Source organism: Arhodomonas aquaeolei DSM 8974 (assembly GCF_000374645.1).
Classification (GTDB): Bacteria; Pseudomonadota; Gammaproteobacteria; order Nitrococcales; family Nitrococcaceae; genus Arhodomonas; species Arhodomonas aquaeolei.
In genome coordinates this window covers 17399-42381 of record NZ_KB894802.1, presented here as the reverse complement: position 1 = coordinate 42381, position 24983 = coordinate 17399, and the positions used below count along the sequence as shown (strand labels likewise).

The 24983-nt window shown below is 70.9% G+C and carries 23 protein-coding genes and 1 tRNA gene; 6 read left to right on the top strand and 18 right to left on the bottom strand.

Annotated features, from left to right (window positions below; translation table 11 throughout):
- The 5 genes from rpsR to rnr form a co-directional block, all read right to left on the bottom strand.
- On the bottom strand, nucleotides 1-225 hold the full coding sequence (gene rpsR / locus C516_RS0104770) for a 30S ribosomal protein S18 (protein ID WP_018717226.1): 225 nt from the start codon (nucleotides 223-225) through the stop codon (nucleotides 1-3).
- Between the two features lie 7 nt (nucleotides 226-232).
- The gene (priB, locus tag C516_RS0104765; protein WP_018717225.1) at nucleotides 233-562 is read right to left on the bottom strand and encodes a primosomal replication protein N; all 330 of its coding nucleotides are present in this window, start codon (nucleotides 560-562) and stop codon (nucleotides 233-235) included.
- Between the two features lie 10 nt (nucleotides 563-572).
- The gene (gene rpsF, locus C516_RS0104760) at nucleotides 573-941 is read right to left on the bottom strand and encodes a 30S ribosomal protein S6 (RefSeq protein WP_018717224.1); all 369 of its coding nucleotides are present in this window, start codon (nucleotides 939-941) and stop codon (nucleotides 573-575) included.
- Nucleotides 942-1076: 135 nt separating this feature from the next.
- Nucleotides 1077-1820, bottom strand: coding sequence for a 23S rRNA (guanosine(2251)-2'-O)-methyltransferase RlmB (gene rlmB, locus C516_RS0104755; protein ID WP_018717223.1), 744 nt, complete (start codon nucleotides 1818-1820; stop codon nucleotides 1077-1079).
- Nucleotides 1817-4147 (bottom strand): ribonuclease R, encoded by a 2331-nt coding sequence (rnr, locus tag C516_RS0104750; RefSeq protein WP_018717222.1) that lies wholly within the window; start codon nucleotides 4145-4147, stop codon nucleotides 1817-1819. Before rnr ends, rlmB begins: the two co-directional genes overlap by 4 nt.
- Before the next feature lie 140 nt (nucleotides 4148-4287).
- On the opposite strand from rnr, the gene C516_RS0104745 reads away from it, so the two are divergent.
- A tRNA-Leu gene (locus tag C516_RS0104745) sits at nucleotides 4288-4375 on the top strand.
- A gap of 319 nt (nucleotides 4376-4694) precedes the next feature.
- On the opposite strand, the gene C516_RS0104740 is transcribed toward C516_RS0104745, so the two are convergent.
- From C516_RS0104740 to C516_RS0104685, 12 genes are all read right to left on the bottom strand, one after another.
- Nucleotides 4695-5987 (bottom strand): adenylosuccinate synthase, encoded by a 1293-nt coding sequence (locus C516_RS0104740; protein ID WP_018717221.1) that lies wholly within the window; start codon nucleotides 5985-5987, stop codon nucleotides 4695-4697.
- A gap of 14 nt (nucleotides 5988-6001) precedes the next feature.
- Nucleotides 6002-7210, bottom strand: coding sequence for an ATP phosphoribosyltransferase regulatory subunit (locus C516_RS0104735; protein ID WP_018717220.1), 1209 nt, complete (start codon nucleotides 7208-7210; stop codon nucleotides 6002-6004).
- A 16-nt stretch (nucleotides 7211-7226) separates the two neighbouring features.
- Nucleotides 7227-7418, bottom strand: a complete 192-nt coding sequence (locus tag C516_RS0104730; RefSeq protein WP_018717219.1) for a DUF2065 domain-containing protein — start codon at nucleotides 7416-7418, stop codon at nucleotides 7227-7229.
- A 46-nt stretch (nucleotides 7419-7464) separates the two neighbouring features.
- Nucleotides 7465-8388: a protease modulator HflC gene (gene hflC / locus C516_RS18575; protein WP_040409241.1), complete on the bottom strand. Its 924-nt coding sequence runs from the start codon at nucleotides 8386-8388 to the stop codon at nucleotides 7465-7467.
- Complete coding sequence (gene hflK / locus C516_RS0104720; protein WP_018717217.1) at nucleotides 8388-9656, bottom strand: FtsH protease activity modulator HflK; 1269 nt, start codon at nucleotides 9654-9656, stop codon at nucleotides 8388-8390. Before hflK ends, hflC begins: the two co-directional genes overlap by 1 nt.
- A gap of 100 nt (nucleotides 9657-9756) precedes the next feature.
- A complete protein-coding gene (gene hflX, locus C516_RS0104715; RefSeq protein ID WP_169509124.1) occupies nucleotides 9757-11082 on the bottom strand; it encodes a ribosome rescue GTPase HflX in 1326 nt (441 codons plus the stop codon).
- Nucleotides 11060-11311 carry an RNA chaperone Hfq gene (gene hfq / locus C516_RS0104710; protein WP_018717215.1) on the bottom strand — a complete coding sequence of 84 codons (252 nt, stop codon included), beginning with the start codon at nucleotides 11309-11311 and terminating at the stop codon, nucleotides 11060-11062. Before hfq ends, hflX begins: the two co-directional genes overlap by 23 nt.
- A 107-nt stretch (nucleotides 11312-11418) precedes the next feature.
- On the bottom strand, nucleotides 11419-12375 hold the full coding sequence (gene miaA / locus C516_RS0104705; RefSeq protein WP_018717214.1) for a tRNA (adenosine(37)-N6)-dimethylallyltransferase MiaA: 957 nt from the start codon (nucleotides 12373-12375) through the stop codon (nucleotides 11419-11421).
- A gap of 2 nt (nucleotides 12376-12377) precedes the next feature.
- A complete protein-coding gene (mutL, locus tag C516_RS0104700) occupies nucleotides 12378-14291 on the bottom strand; it encodes a DNA mismatch repair endonuclease MutL (protein ID WP_018717213.1) in 1914 nt (637 codons plus the stop codon).
- A 36-nt stretch (nucleotides 14292-14327) separates the two neighbouring features.
- Nucleotides 14328-15620, bottom strand: a complete 1293-nt coding sequence (locus C516_RS0104695; protein WP_018717212.1) for an N-acetylmuramoyl-L-alanine amidase — start codon at nucleotides 15618-15620, stop codon at nucleotides 14328-14330.
- A gap of 119 nt (nucleotides 15621-15739) precedes the next feature.
- Complete coding sequence (gene tsaE / locus C516_RS0104690; RefSeq protein WP_018717211.1) at nucleotides 15740-16213, bottom strand: tRNA (adenosine(37)-N6)-threonylcarbamoyltransferase complex ATPase subunit type 1 TsaE; 474 nt, start codon at nucleotides 16211-16213, stop codon at nucleotides 15740-15742.
- Nucleotides 16210-17688: a bifunctional ADP-dependent NAD(P)H-hydrate dehydratase/NAD(P)H-hydrate epimerase gene (locus C516_RS0104685; protein WP_018717210.1), complete on the bottom strand. Its 1479-nt coding sequence runs from the start codon at nucleotides 17686-17688 to the stop codon at nucleotides 16210-16212. Before C516_RS0104685 ends, tsaE begins: the two co-directional genes overlap by 4 nt.
- Nucleotides 17689-17889: 201 nt before the next feature.
- Here C516_RS0104685 and queG point away from each other — a divergent pair, with 201 nt between their 5' ends.
- Nucleotides 17890-18969 carry a tRNA epoxyqueuosine(34) reductase QueG gene (gene queG / locus C516_RS0104680; RefSeq protein WP_018717209.1) on the top strand — a complete coding sequence of 360 codons (1080 nt, stop codon included), beginning with the start codon at nucleotides 17890-17892 and terminating at the stop codon, nucleotides 18967-18969.
- 24 nt (nucleotides 18970-18993) lie between these two features.
- Here queG and C516_RS0104675 read toward each other — a convergent pair whose 3' ends face one another.
- Nucleotides 18994-19890, bottom strand: a complete 897-nt coding sequence (locus C516_RS0104675; protein WP_018717208.1) for a LysR family transcriptional regulator — start codon at nucleotides 19888-19890, stop codon at nucleotides 18994-18996.
- 171 nt (nucleotides 19891-20061) lie between these two features.
- On the opposite strand from C516_RS0104675, the gene C516_RS0104670 reads away from it, so the two are divergent.
- The 4 genes from C516_RS0104670 to C516_RS0104655 are packed head-to-tail and all read left to right on the top strand — an operon-like array spanning nucleotide 20062 to nucleotide 24691.
- The gene (locus C516_RS0104670; RefSeq protein WP_018717207.1) at nucleotides 20062-21027 is read left to right on the top strand and encodes a TAXI family TRAP transporter solute-binding subunit; all 966 of its coding nucleotides are present in this window, start codon (nucleotides 20062-20064) and stop codon (nucleotides 21025-21027) included.
- Between the two features lie 27 nt (nucleotides 21028-21054).
- Nucleotides 21055-22971, top strand: a complete 1917-nt coding sequence (locus C516_RS0104665) for a TRAP transporter permease (protein ID WP_018717206.1) — start codon at nucleotides 21055-21057, stop codon at nucleotides 22969-22971.
- Nucleotides 22968-24368 (top strand): acyclic terpene utilization AtuA family protein, encoded by a 1401-nt coding sequence (locus tag C516_RS0104660; RefSeq protein WP_018717205.1) that lies wholly within the window; start codon nucleotides 22968-22970, stop codon nucleotides 24366-24368. The genes C516_RS0104665 and C516_RS0104660 overlap by 4 nt, the downstream gene beginning before the upstream one ends.
- Nucleotides 24365-24691, top strand: coding sequence for an AtuA-related protein (locus tag C516_RS0104655; RefSeq protein WP_018717204.1), 327 nt, complete (start codon nucleotides 24365-24367; stop codon nucleotides 24689-24691). Before C516_RS0104660 ends, C516_RS0104655 begins: the two co-directional genes overlap by 4 nt.
- The last annotated feature ends 292 nt before the right edge of the window (nucleotides 24692-24983 follow it).

Below are 24983 nucleotides of genomic sequence, written 5' to 3'. Positions count from 1 at the left end.
TCAGTGCCGGTCGGTGTACGGCAGCAGCGCGAGGTAACGGGCGCGCTTGATCGCCCGCGCGAGCTGGCGCTGGTAACGCGCGCTGGTGCCGGTGATGCGGCTCGGCACGATCTTGCCGGTCTCGGTGATGTAGTTGCGCAGCGTGTTGAGATCCTTGTAGTCGATCTCCTTCACGCCCTCGGCGGTAAAGCGGCAGTACTTCCTGCGGCGGAAAAAACGTGCCATGTCGTCGTCACTCCCGATGGTTTGCGTCGCCGGCGGCAATGCTGATCCGCTCGGCGCTGATGATTAAACGGCTGTCGCCATCACGCTGACGCGCCCGGGCGAGGAATCCCTCCACCGTGACCGCGGTGCCCGGCGGCCAGTCCCCGGCCTCCGGGGCCAGGACCGCGCCGGCGGCGCGCACGCCGACCCGGAATCGGATCGGGCGCTCCACCCCGGCCTCCACCTGACGCGATTCGTGCTCGATGAGCAGTCGCGCGATGGGGACGCCGGCGGGCGAATACCGCAGCTGGACGGCATCGACCAGGCGGCCGGTGATGCACACACGGTTGTCGGCCATGGGCCGCGGCTCAGGCGTCGGCGGACTCCCGCTCGCCGCGCTCCTCCTCGCGCCGCTCCTCCTGGTTCTTGGCCAGCGGGGACGGCTCGGTGACGGCCTCCTGACGGCTCAGCGTCATGTGGCGGATCACCGCGTCGTTGAACCGGAACAGCGAGACGAGCTCGTCCAGGTCCTCGGAGGTGCACTCGACGTTCATGAGCACGTAGTGCGCCTTGATCAGCTTGTTGATCGGGTAGGCGAGCTGACGGCGCCCCCAGTCCTCGAGGCGGTGGATCGCACCGTTGTTGCCCTCGATAAGGCTGCGGTAACGCTCGATCATGGCGGGTACCTGATCGCTCTGGTCCGGGTGGACCAAGAATACGATTTCGTAGTGTCGCATTGTCACTCCTTGCGGTTGACTGACCGATGGGCCGGGTCACGAAAGCCGCCCGCGAATGCGAACGGCAAGGAGACGCCCGAAAGCAGGCGAACGCGGGATGATAACCCCGACACGCGGCGGGCGCAAAACCGCGTGTCAGCGCCGCTGACGAACGGCCTCGAAGAGCACCACGCCGGTGGCCACGGAGACGTTGAGGCTCTCCACCGCACCGGCCATGGGGATGCGCACCAGCGTATCGCAGGCCTCGCGCGTCAGCCGGCGCATTCCGGACTCTTCGGCGCCGAGCACCAGCGCCAGCGGCCCGGTGAGGTCGGCGTCGTAGAGCGCGGCGTCGGCGCCGTCCGCCGCCCCCACCAGCCAGACACCGCGCTCACGCAGCCCGCGGAGCGTGCGCGCGAGATTGGTGACCTGGAAGAACGGCACCCGTGCCGCGGCACCGGCAGCGACCTTGTGCACCACCGGTGTGAGTCCGGCGGCCCGGTCCCGGGGCGCGATCACGCCGTGCACGCCGGCGGCGTCCGCGGTACGCAGACAGGCACCGAGGTTGTGCGGGTCCTGGACCTGGTCGAGCACCAGCAGCAGGGGCGCCTCGTCGAGGCCGTCCAGCATCTGCGCCAGGTCGTCCTCGCCCCGGGGGCGCTCGCCGCGGTAGTGGATCACCACGCCCTGGTGGGCGCCGCCCTCGGCGAGGCGGTCCAGGGTCCGGCGGTCGGCGGTATGGACGGGGCACCCCACCCCCTCGAGCTGTTCGCGCAGCCGGCGGCCGCGGGCGTCGCCGCGGCGCGCGTCCACCCAGGCCTCGACCACGCGGGTGGGATCGTAGCGCAGCGCGGCCCGTACCGCGTGCTGGCCGAAGAGGACCTGGAGGTTGCCGCTCAACTACCGCCGCCCCCGCTGCCACTGCCGCCACTACTGCGGCGGCGGCCACCGCGGCGACGGCCGGAGCGGGACTTCTGCTTCTTCTGGCCACCACCGCGCCGGCGCACGGCGGATTCCTCCAGCGGCTCGCCGTCCGGCCCGAGGGGATGGGCGACGGGCTGGAAGTCGATTTTGCGCTCGTCGATGTCTACGCGGGCGACGAGCACCCGGATACGGTCGGTGAGACGGTACTCCTTGCCCGTGCGCTGCCCCGTCAGCCGGTGACCGATGGGGTCGAAGTGGAAGAAGTCGCTTTCCAGGTTGGTGATATGGATCAGCCCGTCGACGTAGACGCCGTCGAGCTCCACGAACAACCCGAAGCTCGTCACCCCGCTGATCACGCCGTTGAACTCGGTGCCCACGTGCTGGGACATGTACCGGCACTTGAGCGTCATCTCCGCATCGCGGCTCGCCTCCTCGGCGCGCCGGTCGGTCATGGAGCAGTGCTCGCCGAGAGTCACCAGGTAGTCGTGACGGTAGCCGAAGTCCGCCGGCTTGCCGCCGTTGATGGCGTGCTTGATCGCACGGTGGACGACCAGGTCCGGGTAGCGCCGGATCGGCGAGGTGAAGTGCGCGTACGCGTCCAGCGCCAGGCCGAAATGGCCGACGTTGTCCGGACGGTACTCGGCGGCCATCATCGAGCGCAGCAGCACCGTCTCGATGAGGTGACGGTCCGGCCGGCTGCGCACGCGCTGCATCAGACGGGCGTAATCCTTGGGCTCAGGCGCATCGCCGCCCTCCAGGCGCAACCCGGTCTGGCTGAGGAACTGGCGCAGGTTAGTCAGCCGCTCCTCCGCCGGGCGCTCATGGACACGGTACAGCGCGGGTATCCGGCGGCGCAGCAGAAAGCGCGCCGCGGCCACGTTGGCGCGCACCATGCACTCCTCGATGAGCTTGTGCGCGTCGTGGCGCTCGGTCGGGTGGATACCCGCGATCTGGCCCTGGTCGTCGAAGCTCATCTCCGTCTCGGTGGTCTCGAAGTCGATCGCCCCGCGGCGATCGCGATCCTTGCGCAGGGCGCGGTAGACGGAGAAGAGGTTGTCGACGTGCTTGAGCACGCCGCGGAAACGCCGGCGCACATCCGGGTCGCGGTCGATGTGGATGGCCTTGACCTCGTCGTAGGTCAGCCGGGCGCTGGAGCGCATCACGCCCTCGTAGAAACGCGAGCGCCGGAGCTTGCCCTCGCGGCTGATCTGCATCTCGCAGACCATGCACAGGCGGTCCACCTTCGGGTTGAGCGAGCACAGGCCGTTGGAGAGAACCTCCGGCAGCATCGGCACGACGCTGCGCGGGAAGTACACGGAGTTGCCCCGCTCCGCCGCCTCGCGGTCCAAGGCTGAGCCGGGCTCGACGTAATGGGCCACGTCCGCGATCGCGACAAGCAGCTTCCAGCCGCTGTCCGTGGGCTCACAGTAGACCGCGTCGTCGTAGTCCCGGGCGTCCGGGCCGTCGATGGTCACCAGCGGCAGCTGTCGCAGGTCCGTGCGTCCCTGCTTCGCCGGCCCCGGCACCTCGTCGCCGAAGGCCTCGGCGTCGCGGGTAACCTCGGCCGGCCATTCCACCGGGATGCCGTGAACCCTCGCGGCGACATCGATCTCGCTGCCGGCGGGGATATGACGGCCCACGACCTCCGTGACCCGGCCGATGGGCTGGCGGCGCTTGGTGGGCTGGCTGAGCACCTCGACCACCACGAGGTCGCCGTTCTGGGCCTCGCCGCGGTTATCCGCGGGGATGATCACGTCCTGATGGAGACGCTTGTTGTCCGGCACCAGGAAGCCCACGCCGCTCTCTTCGAAATAGCGCCCGGCGATGGAGCGGTTGGCGCGCTCGAGCACCTCCACGATCTCGCCCTCGGTCCGGCCCTGGCGGTCGACGCCGGTGATGCGTGCCACCGCGCGATCGCCATGCAGGAGGTTGCGCATCTCCCGCGGCGAGAGGAGTACATCATCGCCGGGCAGGTCGGGGTGCAACATGCCCCAGCCCTCCGGGCCGGATCGTACCCGGCCGCGGACGAGCTCCTCGTTGTCCACCACGACGTACCCGTTGCGGCGGTTGCGCACGAGCTGGCCGTCGCGCTCCATCGCGCGCAGGCGGCGGCGCAGGCCTTCGAGGTCGTCCTCCTCCGCGAGCTCGAAGAGCTCGGCGAGCTCCCGGCGGGAGAGCGGCCGGGCCGCGGCCTCCAGCTGTTCCAGGATGAACTCGCGGCTGGGAACCGGGTTACCGTATTTTTCCTTCTCACGGGCAAGATGCGGATCCGTGTCCGGATCGACGCTGCGTTTTTTCGCCATTCGGCAGGTAGTCCTCGTTGCTTGGCGCTTGTAGTCAATCAAATCAGCATACGCGATCGCACCCGGGCATTGACAGGCCCGCGCACCCCGGTTAATCTCTGCGCCGCTTGTCGACGAGAGGCAATCGAGTCGACGGGAAAGCCGAGGTGGCGGAATTGGTAGACGCGCTAGCTTCAGGTGCTAGTGGGGGTAATCCCCGTGGAGGTTCAAGTCCTCTCCTCGGCACCAGACAACGGAAAAGGCGGGCCTGACGGCTCGCCTTTTTTTATGCGCGGCCACAGGAAGGTCGCCACCGCCGCTCCCCACCCACGCGTCACACGACCGCCCCGGCACCCGCGGTGCCTCCCCGGTGCGACTGATGCCGAAGTGACACCGGCGACAGCAGGCAACGCCGAATACCGCAATGCCTTCGGTGCTATCCGCGGCGGCCAGGGGGGGTACCGACAACGTCGGTGATCGGTGCCAGCACGACCGGCGGCCCGGGACGGGCGCCGGCGATCCGTCAGGGGTCAGCCGGGCGGGGTGATGACGCCCCGCCCACGCCTGCTCAATCGAAGGGGTTGTTGAGCACGATGGTGTCGCGCCGGTCCGCACCGGTGGAGATCATGTCGATGGGCACACCCACCAGCTCCTCGATGCGGCTGAGATAGGTCCGCGCCGCCTGCGGCAGGTCCTCGTAGCGGCGCACGCCTACCGTCGAGCACCGCCAGCCCGGCAGCTCCACGTATTCCGGCTCGCACTCGGCGACGGCCTCGGCCCCCGCCGGCAGCACCGCGCTGGCGCGGTCGTCGCTGCGGTAACCCACACAGATACGCAGGGTATCGAGCTCGTCGAGGACGTCGAGCTTGGTGATGCACAGCCCGGAGAGGCTGTTGATCTGCGCCGAGCGGCGCATGGCCACGGCATCGAACCAGCCGCAGCGCCGCGGCCGTCCGGTAGTCGCGCCGAACTCGTCGCCCCGGCGGGCGAGATGCTCGCCGAGCTCGTCGAACAGCTCGGTCGGGAACGGCCCCGCGCCCACGCGGGTGGTGTAGGCCTTGGTGATGCCGAGCACGTGGTCGATGTGCCGCGGCCCGACCCCCGTGCCGGCGGCGGCGGCGCCGGCGGTGGTGTTCGAGGACGTCACGTAGGGGTAGGTGCCGTGGTCGATGTCCAGCAGCGTGCCCTGGGCGCCCTCGAAGAGCAGGTTTTCACCGGCGTCGCGCCGGTCATGGAGCAGCGCGGCGACGTCCGCGGTCATCGGCCGCAGCGCCTCGGCATGGGCCAGGCAGGCCTCCTGGATGCGCTGGAAGTCCAGCGGCTGCTCACCGAAGTAGTGCTGGAGCACGAAATTGTGGAAGTCCAGCAGCTCACCGAGCTTCGCCGCAAGGCGCTCACGGTGGAAGAGATCCCCGATCCGCAGCCCGCGCCGGGCGACCTTGTCCTCGTAGGCCGGGCCAATGCCGCGACCGGTGGTCCCGATGGCGGCCTGGCCGCGGGCGCGCTCGCGCGCCTGGTCCAGGGCCTGGTGCGAAGGCAGGATCACCGGGCAGGCCGGACTCACGCGCAGGCGCTCGCGGGCGGGCACGCCCCGCGCCTCCAGCGTCTCGACCTCCTCGAGCAGCGCCGCCGGCGAGACCACCACGCCGTTGCCGATCAGGCAGAGCACGTCCTGGCGCAGGATCCCGGACGGGATGAGGTGCAGCACGGTCTTCTCGCCGTCGATCACGAGGGTGTGACCGGCGTTGTGACCGCCCTGGAAACGTGCCACGGCGGATACCCCCTCGGTGAGGAGATCCACCACCTTGCCCTTGCCCTCGTCGCCCCACTGGGAGCCGACGACCACGACGCTCTTACCCATTGAATTCCTTCCGTTCAATCAAGCGATTCCACGACCCAGCCATCGCCCTTGTGCACGAGCACCCGGTCGCAGCCCATCTCTGCCGCCTCGTGCTCGTGGCCGGGCAGCAGCCAGACGACGCGTTCCCCGGCGGCACGCAGGGCGTCGATGCGCTCGAACAGCGCCGTGGAGTCGGTCCACGGGGCACCGATCGCCGCCGGCACGACGCCAGTGGCGCCCGCCTCGTCGGCAAGGGCGAGCACGTTGCGCAGATCGGCGCTGAAACCGGTCGCCGGCCGGGGCCGTCCGAACACCGCGCCGATCTCGTCATAGCGTCCACCGCGGGCGACCTCCTGGCTGAAACCGGGCACCAGCGCCGCGAAGACCACGCCGGTATGGTAGCGATAGCCTCGCAGCTCGCCGAGGTCGAAATGCAGCGCCACGCTCGGCAGCCAGCGCTCCAGCGCGCCGGCAATGGACCACAGCCGACGCAGGGCGTCGTGGACCGTCTCGCTCGCCTCCGCCAGACGCTCGTTGGCGTGATCCAGCACCTCCACGCCGCCGGTGAGCTCCGGCAGGGCCGCGAGCATGCCCGCAACCGGCGCCGGGACGCTGTACTCGCGCAACAGCGCGTCCACGTCCGCCACGGCCTTGCGCTGGAGGGCGTCCCACAGTGCGGTCTCGGCCGCCTCGTCGAGCCCGGCCTGGCGCGCCAGGCCGCGAAAGATGCCGACGTGCCCGAGGTCCACGTGGACGCTTGCGACCCCCGCTGTGCGCAGGGTCTCGACCATCAGGGCGATGACCTCGATGTCGCTCTCCACGCCGGCGTGACCATAGAGTTCGGCGCCCACCTGCAACGGGTTGCGCGAACCGGTGAGCCCGTCCGGGCGCGTCTGCAGCACCGTGCCCGAGTAACACAGCCGCACCGGGCACTCCCGGCGGAGCTGGTGGGCATCGATACGCGCCGCCTGCGGCGTGATGTCGGCACGTACACCCATCATACGCCCGGAGAGCTGATCGGTGAGCTTGAACGTCTGCAGGTCCAGGTCATGGGCCGCGCCGGTGAGCAGGGAGTCGAGATACTCGATCGCCGGGGGCATCACCAGCTCGTAGCCCCAGCGCTCGTAGCAGCCGAGCACGCGCTGGCGCAGCCGCTCCAGGGCCATGGCCCGGGGCGGCAGCAGCTCGTCCACCGCGTCGGGGAGCATCCAGCGCTCGCCGCGGGTCGGGATAGACTCGGTCATGAGTGCCTCCGCACCGTCAATGGCGCACCAGGTAGAGCAGGATGACGCCGGCGATCATGGTCGCCAGACCGGTCCAGCGCAACGTCCGGTCATTGTGCTGGACGATCTGGAAGAGCACGCGGCGCATGGTGCGCGGGCTGAGGAAGGGCATGATGCCCTCGATCACCAGGATCAGCGCGAGCGCGCTCAGCAGGTCCTCCAGCATCATGGGATGTCAGGCCTCCGGGGTCGGGCGGCGTGGGTGGCGACGGCGCTCAGCCGTCGCCACCGCCAGCCGCGCCGCCGGACTGTGCATCACCGCTGGACTGGACGCCGCCGCCGGGCTGGCGGAAGTAGCGGAAGTACTCGGAATCCGGCGAGAGCACGACCACGTCGCCCTGACCGTCAAGGCTGCGCTTGTAGGACTGCAGGCTGCGGTAGAAGGCGTAGAACTCCGGATTGTCGGAGTACGTCCCCGCGTAGATCCGTGCCGCCTCGGCGTCGCCGGCACCGCGGATGCGGTCGGCGTCGCGCCGCGCCTTGGCGAGGATGACGGTGCGCTGGCGGTCCGCGGACGCGCGGATACGTTCCGCCGCCTCGGCACCCTCGGCACGGAACTCCCGCGCCACGCGCTCGCGCTCCGCGGCCATGCGCTGGTAAACGGACTCGCTCACGCTGTCCGGCAGATCCACGCGCTTGAGGCGCACGTCCACGACGTCGACGCCCAGGCTCTTGGCCGCCTCGGAGGCGCGTTTCTGCAGGATGCGGGTGATCTGCACGCGGTCGCCGGAAATGATCTCGCGGATGGTGCGCGAGCCGAACTCGTTGCGCAGCCCCTCCTGGATGATCTCCGAGAGCCGGGTGTTCGCCGCCTGCACCGAGCCCTGCACGGTGGTGTAGAAGGCACGCACATCACCGATGCGCCACTTCACGAAGGCATCGACGATGAGGTTCTTCTTCTCCTGGGTCAGGAACCGCTGGGGGTCCTGGTCCAGGGTCTGCACGCGCGCATCAAAGTAGCGCACGTTGTTCACGAACGGCGTCTTGAAGTGCAGTCCGGGGGCGACCTTGGCGTCCACGATCTCACCGAGACGGAACTTGATCGCCTTCTCGGTCTCGCGGACCGTGTAGACCGACATGGAGCCGATCACCAGCGCCACGACGACGATGACGGCGACGATGGGCAATCCTCGTTTCATCAGCGGCTCTCCCGGGTTCTCAGACGGCTCTCGCTCCAGTTGCCCCCGGAGCTGCTCTGGCTGCCGGAGCTCGCGGAGCTGCCGGCACTGCTCGACGAGCTGCCACCGCCGGCACCGGACATGCTGCCGGTATCACCGTTATCGGCACCGGCGCGGGCGCGCTGGCTCTGCTCCATAAGCTTCTCGACCGGCAGGTAGAGCAGAGACTGGCTGCCGTTACCCTTGCCGGAGTCGATCAGGATGTTGCCGGTGGCCGAGAGCACGTCCTCCACGGACTCGATGTACAACCGCTCCCGCGTGACCTGCGGCGCCATGTTGTACTCCTTGGCCACGGCGGCGAAGCGGTCGGTCTCGCCATTGGCCTGGGCGACCACCTGCTCGCGATAGGCCTCGGCCTCCTCGCTGATACGGGCGGCCTGACCCTGGGCCCGCGGGATGATCTCGTTCTGGTACGCCTGCGCCTGGTTGATCAGGCGCAGGCGGTCCTCGCGGGCCTTGATCGCATCGGCGAAGGCGTCCTGCACCTGCTCCGGCGGCTGGACATCCTGAATCACGACCTCGACGAGGTTGATCCCGGAGTCGTAGGCCTTGAGGGTCTCCTCGATGCGCTGGCGGGTCTGCATCGCGACCTCGGCGCGCCCCTCGGTGAGGATGAAGTCCAGCTCGTTCTTGCCCACGGTCTCGCGCAGGGCGGACTCGGTAACCGACTTCAGCGTCTGCTGCGGCTCGAGGAAATTGAACAGGTACTTCGCGGGGTCCGAGATGTCGTACTGCACCGCGAGGTGGACGTTAACGATGTTCTCGTCCTTGGTGAGCATCAGCGCCTCGGAAGGCACCGTGCGGGTGTTGTTGGCGGTGGTCGCCTCGTAGCCCACGGTGATGCGCCGGCGCTCGGAGGTGCGCACCTTCTCCACCTCGCCCACGGGATAGGGCAGGTGCCAGTGCGGACCGGGGCCGGTGGTGGCCACGTGCTGGCCGAAGCGCAGCTCCACGCCGCGCCAGCCGGCGTCGACGATGTAGATGCCGGACGCCAGCCACCCGAGCACGATCACGACGATGATTACACCGATGCCGGTCGGGCCGATGGACAGTCCGCCACCCCCGTCCGGGCCGGAGCCGCCGCCGTTACCGCCGGACTTGCCGCCGAACAGGGCACTCAGCCGCTGCTTCGCGCGGCGCAGCGCCTCGTCGAGATCCGGTGGTCCCTGGTTGCCGCCACCGCCGCTCCAGGGGTCCCGGTTGTCTCCGCCGGGCTCATTCCAGGCCATGATTGAAGTACTCCCAGTTGGACAGGCCCGCCGGGGCCGATCACAGGCACAGCGGCGGATTCTAATGACGCCCGCGCGCCCGCCGCAAGGCGGACGCGCCTCAGTCGATAAAGGTCGGCAATCCCTCGTGACGGCGAAGACGCTCCATCTCCCGCTGGGGCAGGCTCACCTCCAGCAGGCAGTCGCCGTTGTCGAGCATGCGCTCCTCGAGCACCTCGCCGGACTGATAGACCAGTGCCCGCAGCCGCCCCTCGCTGGGCGGCAGGCGCAGCCGCCCGCGGGCACGGCGCTCGCCGACGCGCTCGGCCACCACCCCGGGCAGCAGGTCCAGCCCCTCGCCGGTCTTCGCCGAGACCCACAGGGCCACGGGCGTGCCGTGCTCGTCGCGGTCCACCCGCGCGGGCTGGCCGAGCCGGTCGATCTTGTTGTAGACGGTGAGCACCGGCACCTCGCCGGCCCCGATCTCACCGAGCACGCCCTCGACCTCGGTGACCTGGTCGCCGCGATCCGCGGCGCTCGCGTCGACGACGTGCAGCAGCAGATCGGCCTCGATGACCTCCTCCAGGGTGGAGCGGAAGGCGGCCACGAGCTGGTGGGGGAGATCGCTGATGAAGCCGACGGTATCCGCGAACACCGCGGATTCGCCACCCGGGAGCGGCACCCGCCGGAGGGTCGTGTCCAGCGTCGCGAACAGCTGATCGGCGGTGAACACGGTGGACTCGGCGAGCCGGTTGAACAGCGTGGACTTGCCCGCGTTGGTATAACCCACCAGCGAGACCGCCGGCAGGTCGCGCTTGCGCCGCGCCTGCCGGCCCTGGCTGCGCTGGCGGCGCACCCGCTCCAGGCGCTTCTCCAGCTGCTTGATGCGATGACCGAGCATCCGCCGGTCCATCTCCAGCTGGGTCTCGCCCGGGCCGCGCTGGCCGATGCCGCCCTTCTGCCGCTCCAGATGGCTCCAGCCCCGCACAAGCCGGCTGGCGATGTGGCGGAGCTGGGCGAGCTCCACCTGGAGCTTACCCTCGTGGGTCCGGGCACGCTGGGCGAAGATGTCGAGGATCAGCCCGGTACGGTCGAGCACCCGGCAGCCGAGCTCGCGCTCGAGGTTGCGCTCCTGGGCCGGCGACAGCATGTGATTCACCAGCACCAGATCCGCACCGGCCGCGGCGATGCGCTCGCCGAGTTCGGCGACCTTGCCGCGACCGAGGAAGTAACGGGGGTCGGGGCGGTCCCGCCGGTTCACGACCCGGTCGACGATCTCCGCGCCGGCGGAGACCGCCAGCGCGGAGAATTCCTCCAGGGTCTCGTCCAGCGAGGCCCCACCGTCGTCGAGCTGCACCAGCACGGCGCGTTCGCCGCCCTCGGGACGATCGAATAGCTGGGCCGGCGCGGTCTCCGTCACCGGCTTACTGGTCGCTTTCCTCTGCACCCGACCCCTCTAGCTGGTGGGCTCTGACCGCGCGCGAGGGCACGATCGTGGAGATAGCGTGCTTGTACACCATCTGGCTGACACTGTTGCGCAACAGCACCACGAACTGGTCGAAGGACTCGATCTGCCCCTGCAGCTTGATGCCATTCACCAGATAGATGGAGACCGGTACCTTTTCCTTGCGCAGGGCGTTGAGAAACGGTTCCTGAAGTGATTGCCCTTTGGCCATTCCAAATGCTCCTTCGTGCCTTCGGCCCTTGTTGTTATGCGCCGGCAGCCTCCATACCCGCGCCTGCTCATCGACGGTCGGGCGGCCTCCCTCGCCGCCCGAAAGCCCTAGGGCCCAACCGCTTGGCATGAGTCTAACACGCCCGTCATGGCTTCCCTAAGGCGTTGCCGCAGCGCCGGATCGGTGGCCTCGAAGTGCCTCAGATCCGGCTCGCGGCGCAGCCATGTGAGCTGGCGCTTGGCGAACTGCCGGGTCGCAGCGACACCCCGCTCGCGCAGGGTCTCGCGATCACAGTCACCGTCCAGGTAGGCCCAGACCTGGCGGTAGCCCACCGCACGCATCGACGGCAGCTCCGCATGCAGATCCCCCCGGGCCTTCAGGCCGGCGACCTCGTCGATGAACCCCTGCTCGAGCATGGCGTCGAAACGCCGGGCGATGCGCTCGTGGAGGATGCGCCGCTCGGCAGGGGCCACTGCCCACTTGACCACACTGAACGGCAGGGGTTCCGAGCGCGCCGCACGGGTCAGCTCCGTGAGCGTGCGCCCGCTGAGCAGGTAGACCTCCAGCGCCCGCTGCACGCGCTGGGCGTCGTTGGGGTGCAGCCGCGCCGCGGTCGCCGGGTCGACGCCGGCGAGCTGGCGGTGCAGCGCCGGCCAGCCCTCGCGCCGCGCCTGCGCCTCGAGCTCGGCGCGCAGCTCGGCGTCCGCCTCCGGCAGGTCCGCCAGGCCCTCGGTGAGGGCCCGGTAGTAGAGCATGGTCCCGCCCACGAGCAGCGGGATGCGGCCCGCGCGGTGGATGGCGGCGATCTCCGCCAGCGCATCCGCGCGGAAGCCCGCCGCCGAGTAACGCTCCGAGGGATCGAGGATATCGATCAGGCGGTGGGGGGCACGGGCCAGCTCGTCGCCCCCCGGCTTGGCGGTACCGATATCCATGCCCCGGTAGACCAGGGCCGAGTCCACGCTGACGATGTCCACCGGGAAGCGCTCCACCAGGTCGATGGCGGCGGCGGTCTTGCCCGAGGCCGTCGGCCCCATGAGGAGGATCACCGGCAACGGCGCGCCCATGGCTACTGACCCCGCAGGAACAGCCGGTCCAGGTCGGCCATGGTCAGCCGTGTCCAGGTCGGCCGGCCGTGGTTGCACTGGCCGATATTGCGCGTGCGCTCCATTTCCCGGAGCAGGGCGTTCATCTCATCCAGGCTCAGACGGCGGTTGGCGCGCACGGAACCGTGACAGCCCATGGTGGCGAGCACGTGGTTCACCGCGGCCTCCACCCGGCCGCTGCGTCCCTCCGCCTGGAGGTCGGCGAGGACGTCGCGGACCAGCGTCTCGGGGTCGGCGGTGCGCAGCAGCGCCGGCAGGCGGCGGAGATGGACGACATCCGGGCCGCCTCGGTCCACCTCGAAGCCCAGGCGGGTGAAGACCTCGGCATACTCCTCGGCGATGTCCGCCTGCCGCGGCGTGACCGACACCCGCACCGGCACCAGCAACGGCTGCGAGGCCACGCCCTGCTCCGCCACCTGGTCCTTGAGGCGTTCGTAGACGATGCGCTCGTGGGCGGCGTGCATGTCCACCAGGATCAGGCCGTCGTCGTCCTGCGCAAGCACGTACACGCCGTGGAGCTGGGCCAGCGCAAAGCCCAGGGGCGGCACCTCGCCGGCGACCTCCCGCGGCTGCACGGCGGACGGCGCGTGGGCCGACGGCGGCACGGGCCGGTCGGCACGCCCGTCCGGCGGGCCGTTGTCCGTGACCGGGCGCTCTTCCGCCCCGGCCGCCGGCGCACCGCCCTCCTCCGGCCCATACAGTGCCCGGGCCTCCGCCACCGGCAGGCCCATGGAGGCCTGCTGCGGCGGTCGCGGCGGTACGCCCGCGCCGCCGGCGGGTGCTGCATGCCCCGTGCTTTCCGCCCCGACCGGCTCCGCGGCGGGCGCCACCGGCTCGGGGGCATCCGCATCGCCGGAATGCTCCAGGGCATGGTGGACCTGGCGCAGGAGGAAGTCGTAGACGAGGCGGCTGTCGCGAAAGCGGACCTCGTGCTTGGTCGGGTGCACGTTGACGTCCACCTGCCCGGGGTCGATCTCCAGGTAGAGGACATAGGCGGGGTGCCGGCCCTTGAACAGGAGGTCGGCATAGGCCCGGCGCAGGGCATGGCTGATCAGCCGGTCCCGGATCATGCGCCCGTTGAGATAGACGTACTGCAGATCCGCCTGGCCGCGGGAGGCCGTGGGCAGGCCCAGCCATCCCCACAGGCGCATCCCGGCGGCCTCGGTCTCCAGGAACAGCGACTGGTCCACGAAGGCCCGGCCGGTGAGCTCGGCGAGGCGCTGGCTCCACGCCGCGCGGTTGCCCGCCGCCGGGAGCTGCATCGCGGTGCGGCCGTTGTGCTCGAGGTTCACGGCCACGCCGGGATGGCTCATCGCCATGCGCCGCACGAGCTCCTGGACGTGGCGGAACTCGGTGCGCTCGGCGCGCAGGAACTTGCGCCGCGCCGGCGTGCGGTGGAAGAGCTCGCGGACCTCGACGGTGGTGCCCGCCGGGTGCGGCGCGGGCGCCGGCTCACCGGCCTCGCCGTCGTGCACCTCCAGCCGCCAGGCGTGCTCCTCGCCGTCGGCACGGGAGGTGATGCACAGCCGCGATACCGAGGCGATGCTCGGCAGCGCCTCACCGCGGAAGCCGAGGCTGGCGATGTGCTCCAGGTCGTCGAGCTCACGGATCTTGCTGGTGGCATGGCGGCCGACGGACAGGCGGAGGTCCGCCGGGCTCATGCCCTGACCGTCGTCACGCACCCGGATGAGGCCCTTGCCGCCGGCCTCCACCGCCATGTCGATGCGCCGGGCGCCGGCGTCGATGGCGTTCTCGAGCAGCTCCTTCACCACGGAGGCGGGGCGCTCGATGATCTCCCCCGCGGCGATCTGATCGACCAGCAGGGGCGGCAGCTCACGTATTCGGGGTTCGGTCTCGGGGGTGCCCATACCGCCCATTATGGGGGCTCACCCGGGCCAGGGCCATGGCCCGGTTCACGGGATACGCAGGCGCGTCCCGGCGACGATGGTGTCACCGTTGATCTCGTTGGCGCGGCGCAGGCGGCTGACGCTCACGCCATGATTCGAGGCGATCTCGCTCAGGGTGTCGCCCCGTTTGACCACGTACTCCTGCGACGTCGAGCCCGCCATGCGCAGCCGCGGCCGGTGGGCGTTGGCATACCGGGTAATACCCTCGGCCAGCGCCGAGGCCAGCTCCTGCTGGTGACTGGCGGATCGCAGCAGCCGCTCCTCCTGCGGGTTGGAGATGAACGCCAGCTCCACCAGCACCGAGGGCATGTCCAGGGACTTGAGCACCACGAACGCGGCCTTGCCCACGTCCCGGCTGTGCATCCGCCCGACGTTGTCCATCTCGCCGATCAGCGTGTTGGCCAAACCAGTGCTGGCCTCGATGGTCGCCGCGCGGGAGAGGTCGAGGAGCACGGAGGCGACCATGTCGTCCTTGTCGTCCAGGGACACACCGCCGATACGGTCGGCGGCGTTCTCGTTGCGCGCGAGCATGCGCGCGACCTCGCCGGAGGCACCGCGGCGGGAGAGGATGTAGACGGAGCCGCCGCGCACGCTGCGCTGGCGCACGGCGTCGGCATGAATGGAGACGAACATGTCCGCCCCCACCGCCCGGGCCTTGCGGGTCCGCTCACGCAGGCCGATGTAGTAGTCGCCCTTGCGGGTGAGCACGGGACGGAACCCCGGCGTCTTCTCGAGGATCGCGGCGAGCTTGCGGGCGACCTTGAGCACGACGTCCTTCTCGTGGGTACCGTGCGCCCCCGTGGCACCCGGGTCCTCACCGCCGTGGCCCGCATCGATGGCGATCACCAGGTCGCCCTGGCGCTCGGACTGCCGCCGCACCTCGCGCTCCGCCTTGCGGTTGGCCGCCTGCTTGCTGGGGCTCTCCAGGTCGACCACCAGGCGATGGCCGTAGGTGTCGTTGGGGGAGACGGTGAACGCCTTCGCCTTGGCGGCGCCGTCCAGATCCAGCACCACCCGCAGGTCCCGGCCGTGGCGCACACCGGTGCGGATGTCCTTGAGCACGCCGGTGACCTCGTCGCTCCGCACCGCCGTATCCGCGATCCCTGCCTCCGGCAGATCGACGACCACGCGCCTGGGATTGTCCAGCGTGAACATCTTGTAATCCGAAGCGCCGGAGAGATCGAGCACCACGCGGGTATGCTCCGGACCCGACCACGTGCGCACGTCCGTGACCTGCGTACGGGCCGCGTGCGCCACGCCGACGATCAGGCTGAGCACTAGCGCGAGCACAAGGCGCATGAAGGGATTCCTGTTCTTCTCCGGGACGCTGTAGGTGCCAGTTAGGCACAAACACTGGGGTATTTCAACACTTTTCTCTTACTGAGCAGAGAGATAGACGCGGTTTCTGGATTATCACTTCAATCCGGAAGGTGCGCCCGCAACGCGGAGAGCGCTGTCTCGCCCGCCTCGCTGCAGGCCTCGACGGTCAGTGTCCGCCCCGTCCCGCCGGCGTCGAGGGCAAGCCTCAGGTCGGGCGCCGGAAGCACGCCCGCCCCGCGCTCCGGCCACTCCACGAGCACCACCGCAGGCCGCTCGAAGAGATCGCGCAGGCCGAGGAATTCCAGCTCCTCCGGATCGGCAAGGCGATAGAGGTCCAGGTGGAACACCCGCCGGCCGCCGCATTCATAGGGCTCGATGAGGGTATAGGTCGGGCTGCGCACCGCCCCCGTGTGCCCGAGCCCACGGAGCACGGCGCGCGCGAGGGTGGTCTTGCCTGCACCGAGGTCGCCGGCGAGGGTCACCGTCAGCGCCTCCGGCAGGCAGGCGGCGAGCGCCATGCCCACCGCCTCGGTGGCCGCGGCATCCGGGAGGGTACGGGTGAGCCCGCTCATGCCGGCAGGACCTCGGACAGTGCCTCGATCACGTCCCGGGCGAGCAGTGCCCGGGGGCCGGTACGCACCGCTGCGCGGTCGGCGGCGCCGCCGTGGACCGCCGCGGCCACCGCCGCTGCCTCGCCCACGCCGAGCCCCTGGGCCAGCAGCCCGGCGACCACGCCGGTAAGGACATCCCCCATGCCGCCGCTCGCCATGCCCGGGTTGCCGGCGGTGCACAGCCAGCGTTCCTCGCCGGCACCGACCAGCGTGCCGGCGCCCTTGAGCAGCGCGGCCCCGCCAAAACGGCTAAGCAGCTCGTCCACCGCCGCGAACCGGTCGCGCTGCACCTCGGCGGTGTCGCGGCGCAGCAGCCGTGCCGCCTCCCCCGGGTGCGGGGTGATCACCCGGCGCGGGTTCGCCACCGGCCCCTCCGTCGCGAGGAGGTTGAGGGCATCGGCGTCGGCGACCAGCGGCCCGTCAAACCCGCCAACGGCAGCAAGCATCCCGCGGCCCCAGTCCGACTGTCCAAGCCCCGGGCCGATGGCCACCACACTCGCGCGCTCGAGCAGCGGCTCCAGGGCGGCGGGGCTGTCCACCGCATGGGCCATGGCCTCGGGGCACGCGGCGAGGAGCGGCGCGATATGGCGCTTGCGGGTCGCCACGCTCACGAGCCCGGCCCCCGTGCGTGCCGCGGCCTCCGCGGCGAGGCGAACGGCACCGCCGAAGCCGTGGTCGCCGCCGATCACCAGCACGTGGCCGAAATGGCCCTTATGACTCGTGGGCGAACGCGGCGCCAGCCATCCGGCCACCGCCCCGGCGTCCACCCGCCGGGCGGCGGGCGGCATGCCCTCGAACACCGCGGGGGGCACGTCGAGATCGTCGTAGCAGACCGTGCCGGTATAGTCCGGCGCGGCACCGGTGAACAGCCCCTGCTTGAGGCCTATGAAGGTCGGGGTGACGTCCGCGCGGAAGGCGACACCGAGACAGGCGCCGGTGGCGGCACTGATGCCCGAGGGCACGTCCACGGCGAGCCGGCCGACGGGGCGCACATTGGCAGCCCCGATGGCCTCGGCATAGTCCCCGGCGACCTCGCGATCCAGGCCGGTGCCGAGCAGCGCGTCGACGACGACGTCCGCGCCGTCCAGCGCCCCGGCATCCCACGGCTCCGGGGCGACGAGTTCGCGGCAGCGGCCCATCGCCTCCGCCGCGGCACCGCGCAGGCGGGCCGGGTCGGAGACGGCGACCACGCGCACCTCCAGCCCCGCCGCGGCGGCCAGCCGGGCGATCACGTAGCCGTCACCGCCGTTGTTGCCGCCGCCGCAGAGCACCGTGACCCGCCGCGCCCCCGGCCAGTGGCGGCGCAGCAGCCGGTAGGCGGCACGCCCGGCCTGCTCCATCAGCCGCTCGCCGGGAATGCCGTGGTCCTCGATGGCCCGGCGGTCGAGCTCCCGGACCTGCTCGGGGGTGTAGAGTCGTGTCGGTAACGCTTCCATGGCTCGCTCCGCGCTCCAGCCGCACAGGACAGCCCCGCAGTATACCGGGCCGGGGCGGGGACACTCACGCGGGACCGCCCGGCCGACGTGGCACCCTCCTGGGTCGGCCGGGCCGTAGCGCCGCGCGGACGCGTTGCCCGCGAGCCGTTCCGGTGCCCAGAGACACGACAATCCCGCCGGAAAGACGAGTAAAATAGGCGTATGAGCGACGCCGCGACCGACACCGCCCCGTCCATGACCGATCTCGCCGGAGACATCCGGCGCTGGGCACGGGAGCTCGGCTTCAGCGACGCCGGCATCGCCGCCCCGGACCTCAGCCAGGACGAAGCGCACCTGCTGCGCTGGCTCCGGGAGGGCCGCCAGGGCGGGATGCACTACATGGGCCGGCACGGCGTCAAGCGCGCCCGTCCGTCGGTGCTCCACCCGGGGACGGTGCGCGTGATCAGCGTCCGCCTGGACTACCGCCCCGACGACGTCGAGGACGACGCCCGGGTGCTCGCCGACGGCGCGCGCGCCTTCGTCGCCCGCTACGCCCTCGGCCGGGACTACCACAAGCTCATGCGCCGGCGCCTGCAGCAGCTCGCCCGGCGCATCGAGGCCGCCGCCGGCACGTTCGGCTACCGGGCCTTCGTGGACTCCGCACCGGTGCTGGAGAAGGCGCTCGCGCGCAACGCCGGGCTCGGCTGGATCGGCAAGAACACCCTGGTGCTCTCGCGCGAGGCGGGGTCGTACTTCTTCCTCGGGGAGCTGTTCACGGACCTGCCGCTGCCGGCGGACGAGCCGCCCACGGCGCACTGCGGCAGCTGCCGGGCCTGTCTGACGGCATGCCCGACGGGGGCGATCACGGCGCCCTACCAGCTCGACGCCCGGCGCTGCATCTCGTATCTCACCATCGAGCACCACGGCACCATCCCGGAAGCGCTGCGCCCGGCCATCGGCAACCGCATCTTCGGCTGCGACGACTGCCAGAGCATCTGTCCGTGGAACCGCTACGCGCAGCCCACCGACGAGGCCGACTTCCACCCCCGCCACGGGCTGGACCACGCCTCGCTGGTCAGCCTGTTCCGCTGGGACGAGGCCACCTTCCTCAAGCGCACGGAGGGCTCGGCCATCCGCCGCCTCGGCCACGAGCGCTGGCTGCGCAACATCGCCGTCGCCCTGGGCAACGGTCCGGCCTCGGATGAGGCGCTCGCCGCCCTGCGCGAGCGCACCGCCCACCCCTCGGAACTGGTGCGCGAGCACGTGCAGTGGGCGCTGGAACGGCTGGGGGCGCAGACGTAGCCGTTCCCCGGCGCGGACCACCGCTCATGGGGCCTCGGCGGCGCGTTCGCGCAGCAGCGCATGCAGCGCCGATGCCGCGGCGGACAGGGGCTGGCGCCGCCGGGTAATGATACCGAGCCGGCGTTCGATGACCGGCTCGACCAGGGGCCGGTGACCAAGGCCGGCGGCGGCGATCTGCCGGAAACTGAGCGCCGGCAGGACGCTGATCCCCATGCCGGCGGCGACCATCCGGCCCACCGTGGCGATCTGGTTGACCTCGCACCGGATATCCAGCGTGCCGCCGACCTCGGCCATGACGCGGTCGATCGCCTGGCGCGCACTCGACAACCGGTTGATGCCGATGAACGGAACCCCCGCCAGCGCCGCCCACGCCACCGTCTCCCCCACCAGCAGCGGATGGCCTTCCGGGCAAACGGCCACGTAGCGGTCGAGCAGCAGCGGCTCAAAGGCGAGATCGTCCGAGTCCAGCGGCGGCACCGACACCCCGATGTCCGCCCGCCCTTCACGCACGCGCTGCCCCACCTCGTCGGCGAGGACGTCGTGCACGCTGAGATTGACCCGTGGGTGGCGCTCCCCGAACGTCGAGATCACCGGCGGCAGCAGGCCCGCCGCAAGCGTCGGCAGCGCCGCGACGGTGACCTTGCCCCGTTGCTTGGAGAACAGCTCGGTGAGGTCCGCGAACGCCTCGGTCCAGTCGTTGAGCAGCCGCACGGCCACCGGCAGAAAGGCCTGCCCCTCCGGCGTCAGCGTCATGTGACGCCCCGAGCGCGCGAACAGCGCACCGCCCACGCCGCTCTCCAGCTTGCGGATGGCAAGGCTCAGCGCCGGCTGCGAGAGGTGCAGCCGTTCGCTCGCCTCGGCGAAGCTGTCCGACTGGGCGGAGACCACGAAGGCCCGCAGCTGCTTGACGGTCGGTGTCATCTCCTCGCCCCCGCGCCTTATTGTTTTATTTTACAAAACATTATTCAGAAATAATAAATTAGACAAATATAGCGGCCCGCCGCAACGATACCTCCGTGCCGCACACCGGCACACCGCCAACGCCATAACGGCCGGCACCGCACACGCACGGCGCCGGCGGAGGAGGAGATCATGCGCAAGCTGACCGCTGCCGCGGCGGCCGCAATGGCCGCGCTCACCCTGAGCCAGGGCGCGCTGGGCGCCGACGAGATACTCATCGGCTCGACGTCCACGTCATCCAGCCACTACAGCTATTTCGTCGCCGTCAATCAGGTCATCAACGACTACGCCGAGGGCGTCAACGCCTCGGTGGTGGAGACCGGCGCCACGGTGGACAACCTCCGGCGGCTCTCCCGCGGGCAGGTCGACCTCGGCCTGGTCACCACCAATGTGGGCTATCACGCCTACAAGGGCACCGGTGCCTTCGACGGGCACGCCGTCGACAGCCGGCTACTCTGGGTCTATACGGTCGCGCCGCAGAATGTCGTCGTGCGCAAGGACGCCGGCATCGAGACACTCGCCGGCCTCGACGGCCGCCGGCTGAATCCGGGCATCACCGGCTCGGCCACCGAGAAGACCACCGAGGCGGTGATGCGGACCCTGGGCATCTCGCCGGACTACGTGCGCGGCTCCACCAGCGACATCGTCAGCGCGATCAAGGACAACCGCCTCAATGGCTACGTCAAGTCCGGGGTGGGTGACCGCCTCGACGGCTCGTCACTGGACATCGCCACCTTCACCCCCATCCGCGTGCTCTCGCTGACCGGCGCGCAGAAACGCACCCTGCGCGAGGAGATGCCGGACATCGGCGTGGTGGACGTCCCCGCCGGGGCCGCGGAAGGCATCCCCGCCTACGCCACCTGGGCCTTCGGCGTCGCCGTGCACGCCCGTCCGGGGCTGAGCGACGAGGCCGCCTACCGCATCGTCAAGGCCGTGATGGAGCACCAGGGGCCGCAGGCCAACGCGTTCAAGTCGCTGGAGGGCGCCGACCTCGGGGCGATGACGATGGACTACGGCACCGTCCCCCTGCACCCCGGCGCGGCACGCTACTACCGCGAGCAGGGCATGGACATCCCCGACCAGCTCCAGCCCCGCTGACCGCGGCCGCACGCCGGGAGCACGACCATGCGCGAGCGACTCACGACCGCCCTGGCCCTCGTGCTGGGCGGCTTCATCCTCTACACCTCGGCGTTCGGCCAGTTCCCGAGCCTGGTGCAGCGGCCGGTGTTCCTGGCCCTGGTCCTCCTGCTCGGCCTGGCCGTCTACCCGCTGCCGGCGGGCCCGCGCCTGCGCCCGGCGACGCTCGCCGTCGACGTGCTGCTGGGCGCGGTGGCGGTCGCCGGCTGCGGGTACGTGGCGCTCAACCACGAGCGCATCCTCACCGAGCTGCCCTGGGCGACGCCCACGGACATGGTGATGACGGCCGGGCTGGTCGCCGCGATCCTGGAGGTCTCCCGGCGCGCCATCGGCTGGCTGTTCCCGTCGCTGGTGGTGGTCGGCCTGGCATACGCGTTCTTCGGCAACCTGCTCCCCGGGGCTCTGGCGCACCGGGGCTTCGGGCCAGCGTTCGTCACCGAGACGCTGTTCCTGGGCGACCTGGGCGTGTGGGGGCTGCTCGTGGGCGTCGCCGCGACCACCATCGCCGCGTTCGTGCTCTTCGGCAGCCTCCTGCTGCATACCGGCGGCGGCCAGACCTTCATCGACGCCTCCGTGCGCCTCGGCGGGCGCAGCCCCGGCGGCGCGGCCAAGGTCGCGACGGTGGCGTCGAGCCTGTTCGCGATGGTCAGCGGCAGCGCCGTGGCCAATGTGGCGACGACGGGCAATTTCACCATTCCGCTGATGAAGCGGCTGCGCTACCCGCCGGCCCTGGCCGCGGCGGTCGAGGCCGTCGCCTCCACCGGCGGCCAGATCGCGCCGCCGATCCTCGGGGCGGCGGCATTCGTGATGGCGGAGGTGCTCGGCGAGAGCTACGTACGCATCGTGCTCGCCTCGATACTGCCTGCGGTGCTGTTCTACGTCGCGGTATTCCTCACCGTCCACCTGCTGGCGCTGCGCCGCGGCCTGCCGGTGGTGCCGGAGGCGGACATGCCCGCCTGGCCAGCCATCCTGCGCCCCGGGCGACTCATGCCCATCGCCGCGGCACTGGGCGGGCTGTTCTACGGCGTGCTCACCGGCCACTCCATCCAGACCTCGGCATTCTTCGGCGTGGTCGCGGTGGTGGCGACCTTCGTGGGCTTCTCGGTGCACGCGGGCATGCCGGTGCGGACCATCGCCGCACGGCTGACCAGCGGCATCGCCGACGCCGGCCGCGGCATGGTGATCATCGGCGTGCTGCTCGCCGGCGCCCAGATCCTGGTGGCGATGATCAACATGACCGGGATCGGCGTCACCCTGGCCGGGCTGATCGTCGACCTGGCCGGTCACTCCGGGCTGCTGGTGGCGGCCATCGTCGCCGCCATCTGCCTGATCATGGGGATGGGCATCCCCACGACAGCGGCCTACGTGCTGGTCTCCTCGGTGCTCGCCCCGGCGCTCACCGAGCTCGGGTTCCAGCCGCTGGTCGCCCATCTGTTCGTGTTCTACTTCGCCACGATTTCCGTGATCACGCCGCCGGTGTGCGTGGCGGTATTCGTCGCCTCCGGCATCGCCGGGACGAACTGGCTGCCCGCGGCGGGCCAGGCTGTGCGCCTCGGCGCGGCTACGTATGTCATCCCGTTCGTGATGCTTGCCTACCCGGCGCTGGCCGGCTTCGGCAACGCCGGTGACGTCGTCCTGGCCGCCTGCCAGGGCCTGGCCTTCGTGCTCGCCTTCGCGACCCTGCTCTCCGGGATCCGCCCGGCTCTGGGCCGGGCCGCGGGCACGGCAGTGCTGCTCGCCGCCGTGGCACTCGCCCTCGCACCGGGATGGCCGAGCACCCTCGCCGCACTGGCCCTGCTCGCGGCGCTGCTCGTAATTGCGCGGCGCCGGCGCGACACCCCGGACAACACCCCGGCACACCCGGGGGACATGGCGGAAATCACCAACTCAGGAGACGGCCGATGACGTTTCTCGTGGGCTGCGGCGCCGGCTTCTCCGGCGACCGCACCGACGCCGCCGAGGCGGTGGTGGACGAGCTCGTCCGCCGCGGCGAGCCTTGTGCGCTGATATTCGAGACCCTGGGGGAGCGGACCCTGGCCGCCGCCCAGCGTGCCATGGACGCCGATCCCGGTGCGGGCTACGAACCGCTGCTGGCCGATTACCTGTCGCCGGTGCTGGACCGTTGCCTCGATCACGGCATCCCGGTGCTCGGCAACTTCGGCGCCGCCAACCCCCGCGCGGCATGCGAGCGCATCGCCGCGCTGATGCGCGCCGCGGACCACCCGCAGGGCCGCATGGCCCGGGTCGAGGGTGACGACCTCCGCGAGCGTCTGGCCACGCTCGACCTCGCCCCCTGGGACGCCGAGCACGAATCGCTGCCGGCGCGCGACGCCATCATCGCGGCGAACGCCTATCTGGGCGCACCGCCGCTGGCCGAGGCCCTGGCACGGGGAGGCGACGTGGTCGTGACCGGCCGAGTCGCGGATCCGGCGCTGGCGCTGGCACCGCTGGTGAACCACTTCGGCTGGCCCTGGGACGACTGGGACCGCCTCGCCGCCGGGGCCCTCGCCGGCCACCTGGTGGAGTGCGGCGCACAGGTCACCGGCGGCTACTTCGCCGACCCCGGCTACAAGGACGTCCCGGGCCTGGCGGTGCTGGGCTACCCCATCGTCGAGGTCGATCGCGACGGCGGCATCGTCGTCACCAAGCCCCGCGACAGCGGCGGCCTGGTGACGACGCAGACCGTGCGCGAGCAGCTGCTCTACGAGATCCATGACCCCGCCGGCTACGTCACACCGGACGTGGTGATCGACCTCTCCGGCGTCGAGGTAAACCAGCAGGGACCGGACCGGGTCGCGGTCACCGGCGTGCGCGGCCGCCCCGCCCCGGAACGCCTCAAGACCACGGTGTGCTACGACGCCGGCTGGCAGGGCGAGGCCGGGATCACCTACGCCGGGCCCAACGCCCTCCCCCGCGCACGGCTCGCGGCAGAGACCCTGCGCGAGCGTTTCGCGCGCCGCCTGCCGGCGGACCTGCGCTGCCGGTTCGACTACATCGGCCACGTGAGCGTGTTCGGCGACGACGACGGCACCCTGCAGTCCGAAGCGCCGCCGACCGCGCCGGCGGAGGTACGCCTTCGCCTCGCCGTCGCCCACACCGGGCGCGCCGCGGTGGAGACGGCCACCCAGGAGCTGCTCGCGCTCTACTGCACCGGCCCGGCCGGCGGCGGCGGCGTGCGCCGCCATCACCGCCGGCGGGTGGCGACGGTGTCATTCCTCGTCCCCCGTGCCCAGGTGCCGACCCGCGTACACACCCTCGACGCCGCCGGGGAGGCGGCCACGGATACGGAGACAGGCCGATGACGGCGCGCCGCGTCACGCTCCACGAGATCGCCCACGCCCGCGCCGGGGACAAGGGCAACCGGCTCAACCTGGCGCTGTTCGTCTACGACCCCGCGGACTACGACGCCGTGGTCGCACAGGTCACCGAGCAGCGCGTGCTCGAGACGTTCGCCCATCGCGGCGCCACGCGGGTACGCCGCCACCTCCTCCCGCAGCTCGCGGGGATGAACCTCGTCATCGACGCGGTCCTCCAGGGCGGCGTCAACGGCGCGCTCAACCTCGACGGCCACGGCAAGTCCCTGTCCTTCCGGCTGCTGGCGCTGGCGGTGACACTGCCCGGTTGAACGGTCGCCCCGCCGGGTTCAGCCCCGACCGCCAGGCAGGTCATAAACCGCGGTCGGATCGCGCCGCGGCATACCCGTGACGGGAACCGGCGTTGCAGGTTGGCTGCTCCCGGCAGCCAACATCCCGCACCGTGGCACCGGGGACGTCGGCTGCCTTCGAGCAGCCGACCTACCGCCACGTCATACCCCTCTCCCCTCGCGGTGGACGGGTCGGGGAAGAGGGTTCTTCCAGGGACGGCGGGTCTTGTGGAATCGCTGTGCCGGATGCACTGCCGTGTAGGTTGGCTGCTCC

Excerpts from the sequence above, each read along its gene's own strand:
- rpsR (WP_018717226.1), bottom strand. The coding sequence starts at position 225 with ATGGCACGTTTTTTCCGCCGCAGGAAGTACTGCCGCTTTACCGCCGAG.
- priB (WP_018717225.1), bottom strand. The coding sequence starts at position 562 with ATGGCCGACAACCGTGTGTGCATCACCGGCCGCCTGGTCGATGCCGTC.
- rpsF (WP_018717224.1), bottom strand. The coding sequence starts at position 941 with ATGCGACACTACGAAATCGTATTCTTGGTCCACCCGGACCAGAGCGAT.
- rnr (WP_018717222.1), bottom strand. The coding sequence starts at position 4,147 with ATGGCGAAAAAACGCAGCGTCGATCCGGACACGGATCCGCATCTTGCC.
- C516_RS0104740 (WP_018717221.1), bottom strand. The coding sequence starts at position 5,987 with ATGGGTAAGAGCGTCGTGGTCGTCGGCTCCCAGTGGGGCGACGAGGGC.
- C516_RS0104735 (WP_018717220.1), bottom strand. The coding sequence starts at position 7,210 with ATGACCGAGTCTATCCCGACCCGCGGCGAGCGCTGGATGCTCCCCGAC.
- C516_RS0104730 (WP_018717219.1), bottom strand. The coding sequence starts at position 7,418 with ATGATGCTGGAGGACCTGCTGAGCGCGCTCGCGCTGATCCTGGTGATC.
- hflC (WP_040409241.1), bottom strand. The coding sequence starts at position 8,388 with ATGAAACGAGGATTGCCCATCGTCGCCGTCATCGTCGTCGTGGCGCTG.
- hflK (WP_018717217.1), bottom strand. The coding sequence starts at position 9,656 with ATGGCCTGGAATGAGCCCGGCGGAGACAACCGGGACCCCTGGAGCGGC.
- hfq (WP_018717215.1), bottom strand. The coding sequence starts at position 11,311 with ATGGCCAAAGGGCAATCACTTCAGGAACCGTTTCTCAACGCCCTGCGC.
- miaA (WP_018717214.1), bottom strand. The coding sequence starts at position 12,375 with ATGGGCGCGCCGTTGCCGGTGATCCTCCTCATGGGGCCGACGGCCTCG.
- mutL (WP_018717213.1), bottom strand. The coding sequence starts at position 14,291 with ATGGGCGGTATGGGCACCCCCGAGACCGAACCCCGAATACGTGAGCTG.
- C516_RS0104695 (WP_018717212.1), bottom strand. The coding sequence starts at position 15,620 with ATGCGCCTTGTGCTCGCGCTAGTGCTCAGCCTGATCGTCGGCGTGGCG.
- tsaE (WP_018717211.1), bottom strand. The coding sequence starts at position 16,213 with ATGAGCGGGCTCACCCGTACCCTCCCGGATGCCGCGGCCACCGAGGCG.
- C516_RS0104685 (WP_018717210.1), bottom strand. The coding sequence starts at position 17,688 with ATGGAAGCGTTACCGACACGACTCTACACCCCCGAGCAGGTCCGGGAG.
- queG (WP_018717209.1), top strand. The coding sequence starts at position 17,890 with ATGAGCGACGCCGCGACCGACACCGCCCCGTCCATGACCGATCTCGCC.
- C516_RS0104675 (WP_018717208.1), bottom strand. The coding sequence starts at position 19,890 with ATGACACCGACCGTCAAGCAGCTGCGGGCCTTCGTGGTCTCCGCCCAG.
- C516_RS0104670 (WP_018717207.1), top strand. The coding sequence starts at position 20,062 with ATGCGCAAGCTGACCGCTGCCGCGGCGGCCGCAATGGCCGCGCTCACC.
- C516_RS0104665 (WP_018717206.1), top strand. The coding sequence starts at position 21,055 with ATGCGCGAGCGACTCACGACCGCCCTGGCCCTCGTGCTGGGCGGCTTC.
- C516_RS0104660 (WP_018717205.1), top strand. The coding sequence starts at position 22,968 with ATGACGTTTCTCGTGGGCTGCGGCGCCGGCTTCTCCGGCGACCGCACC.
- C516_RS0104655 (WP_018717204.1), top strand. The coding sequence starts at position 24,365 with ATGACGGCGCGCCGCGTCACGCTCCACGAGATCGCCCACGCCCGCGCC.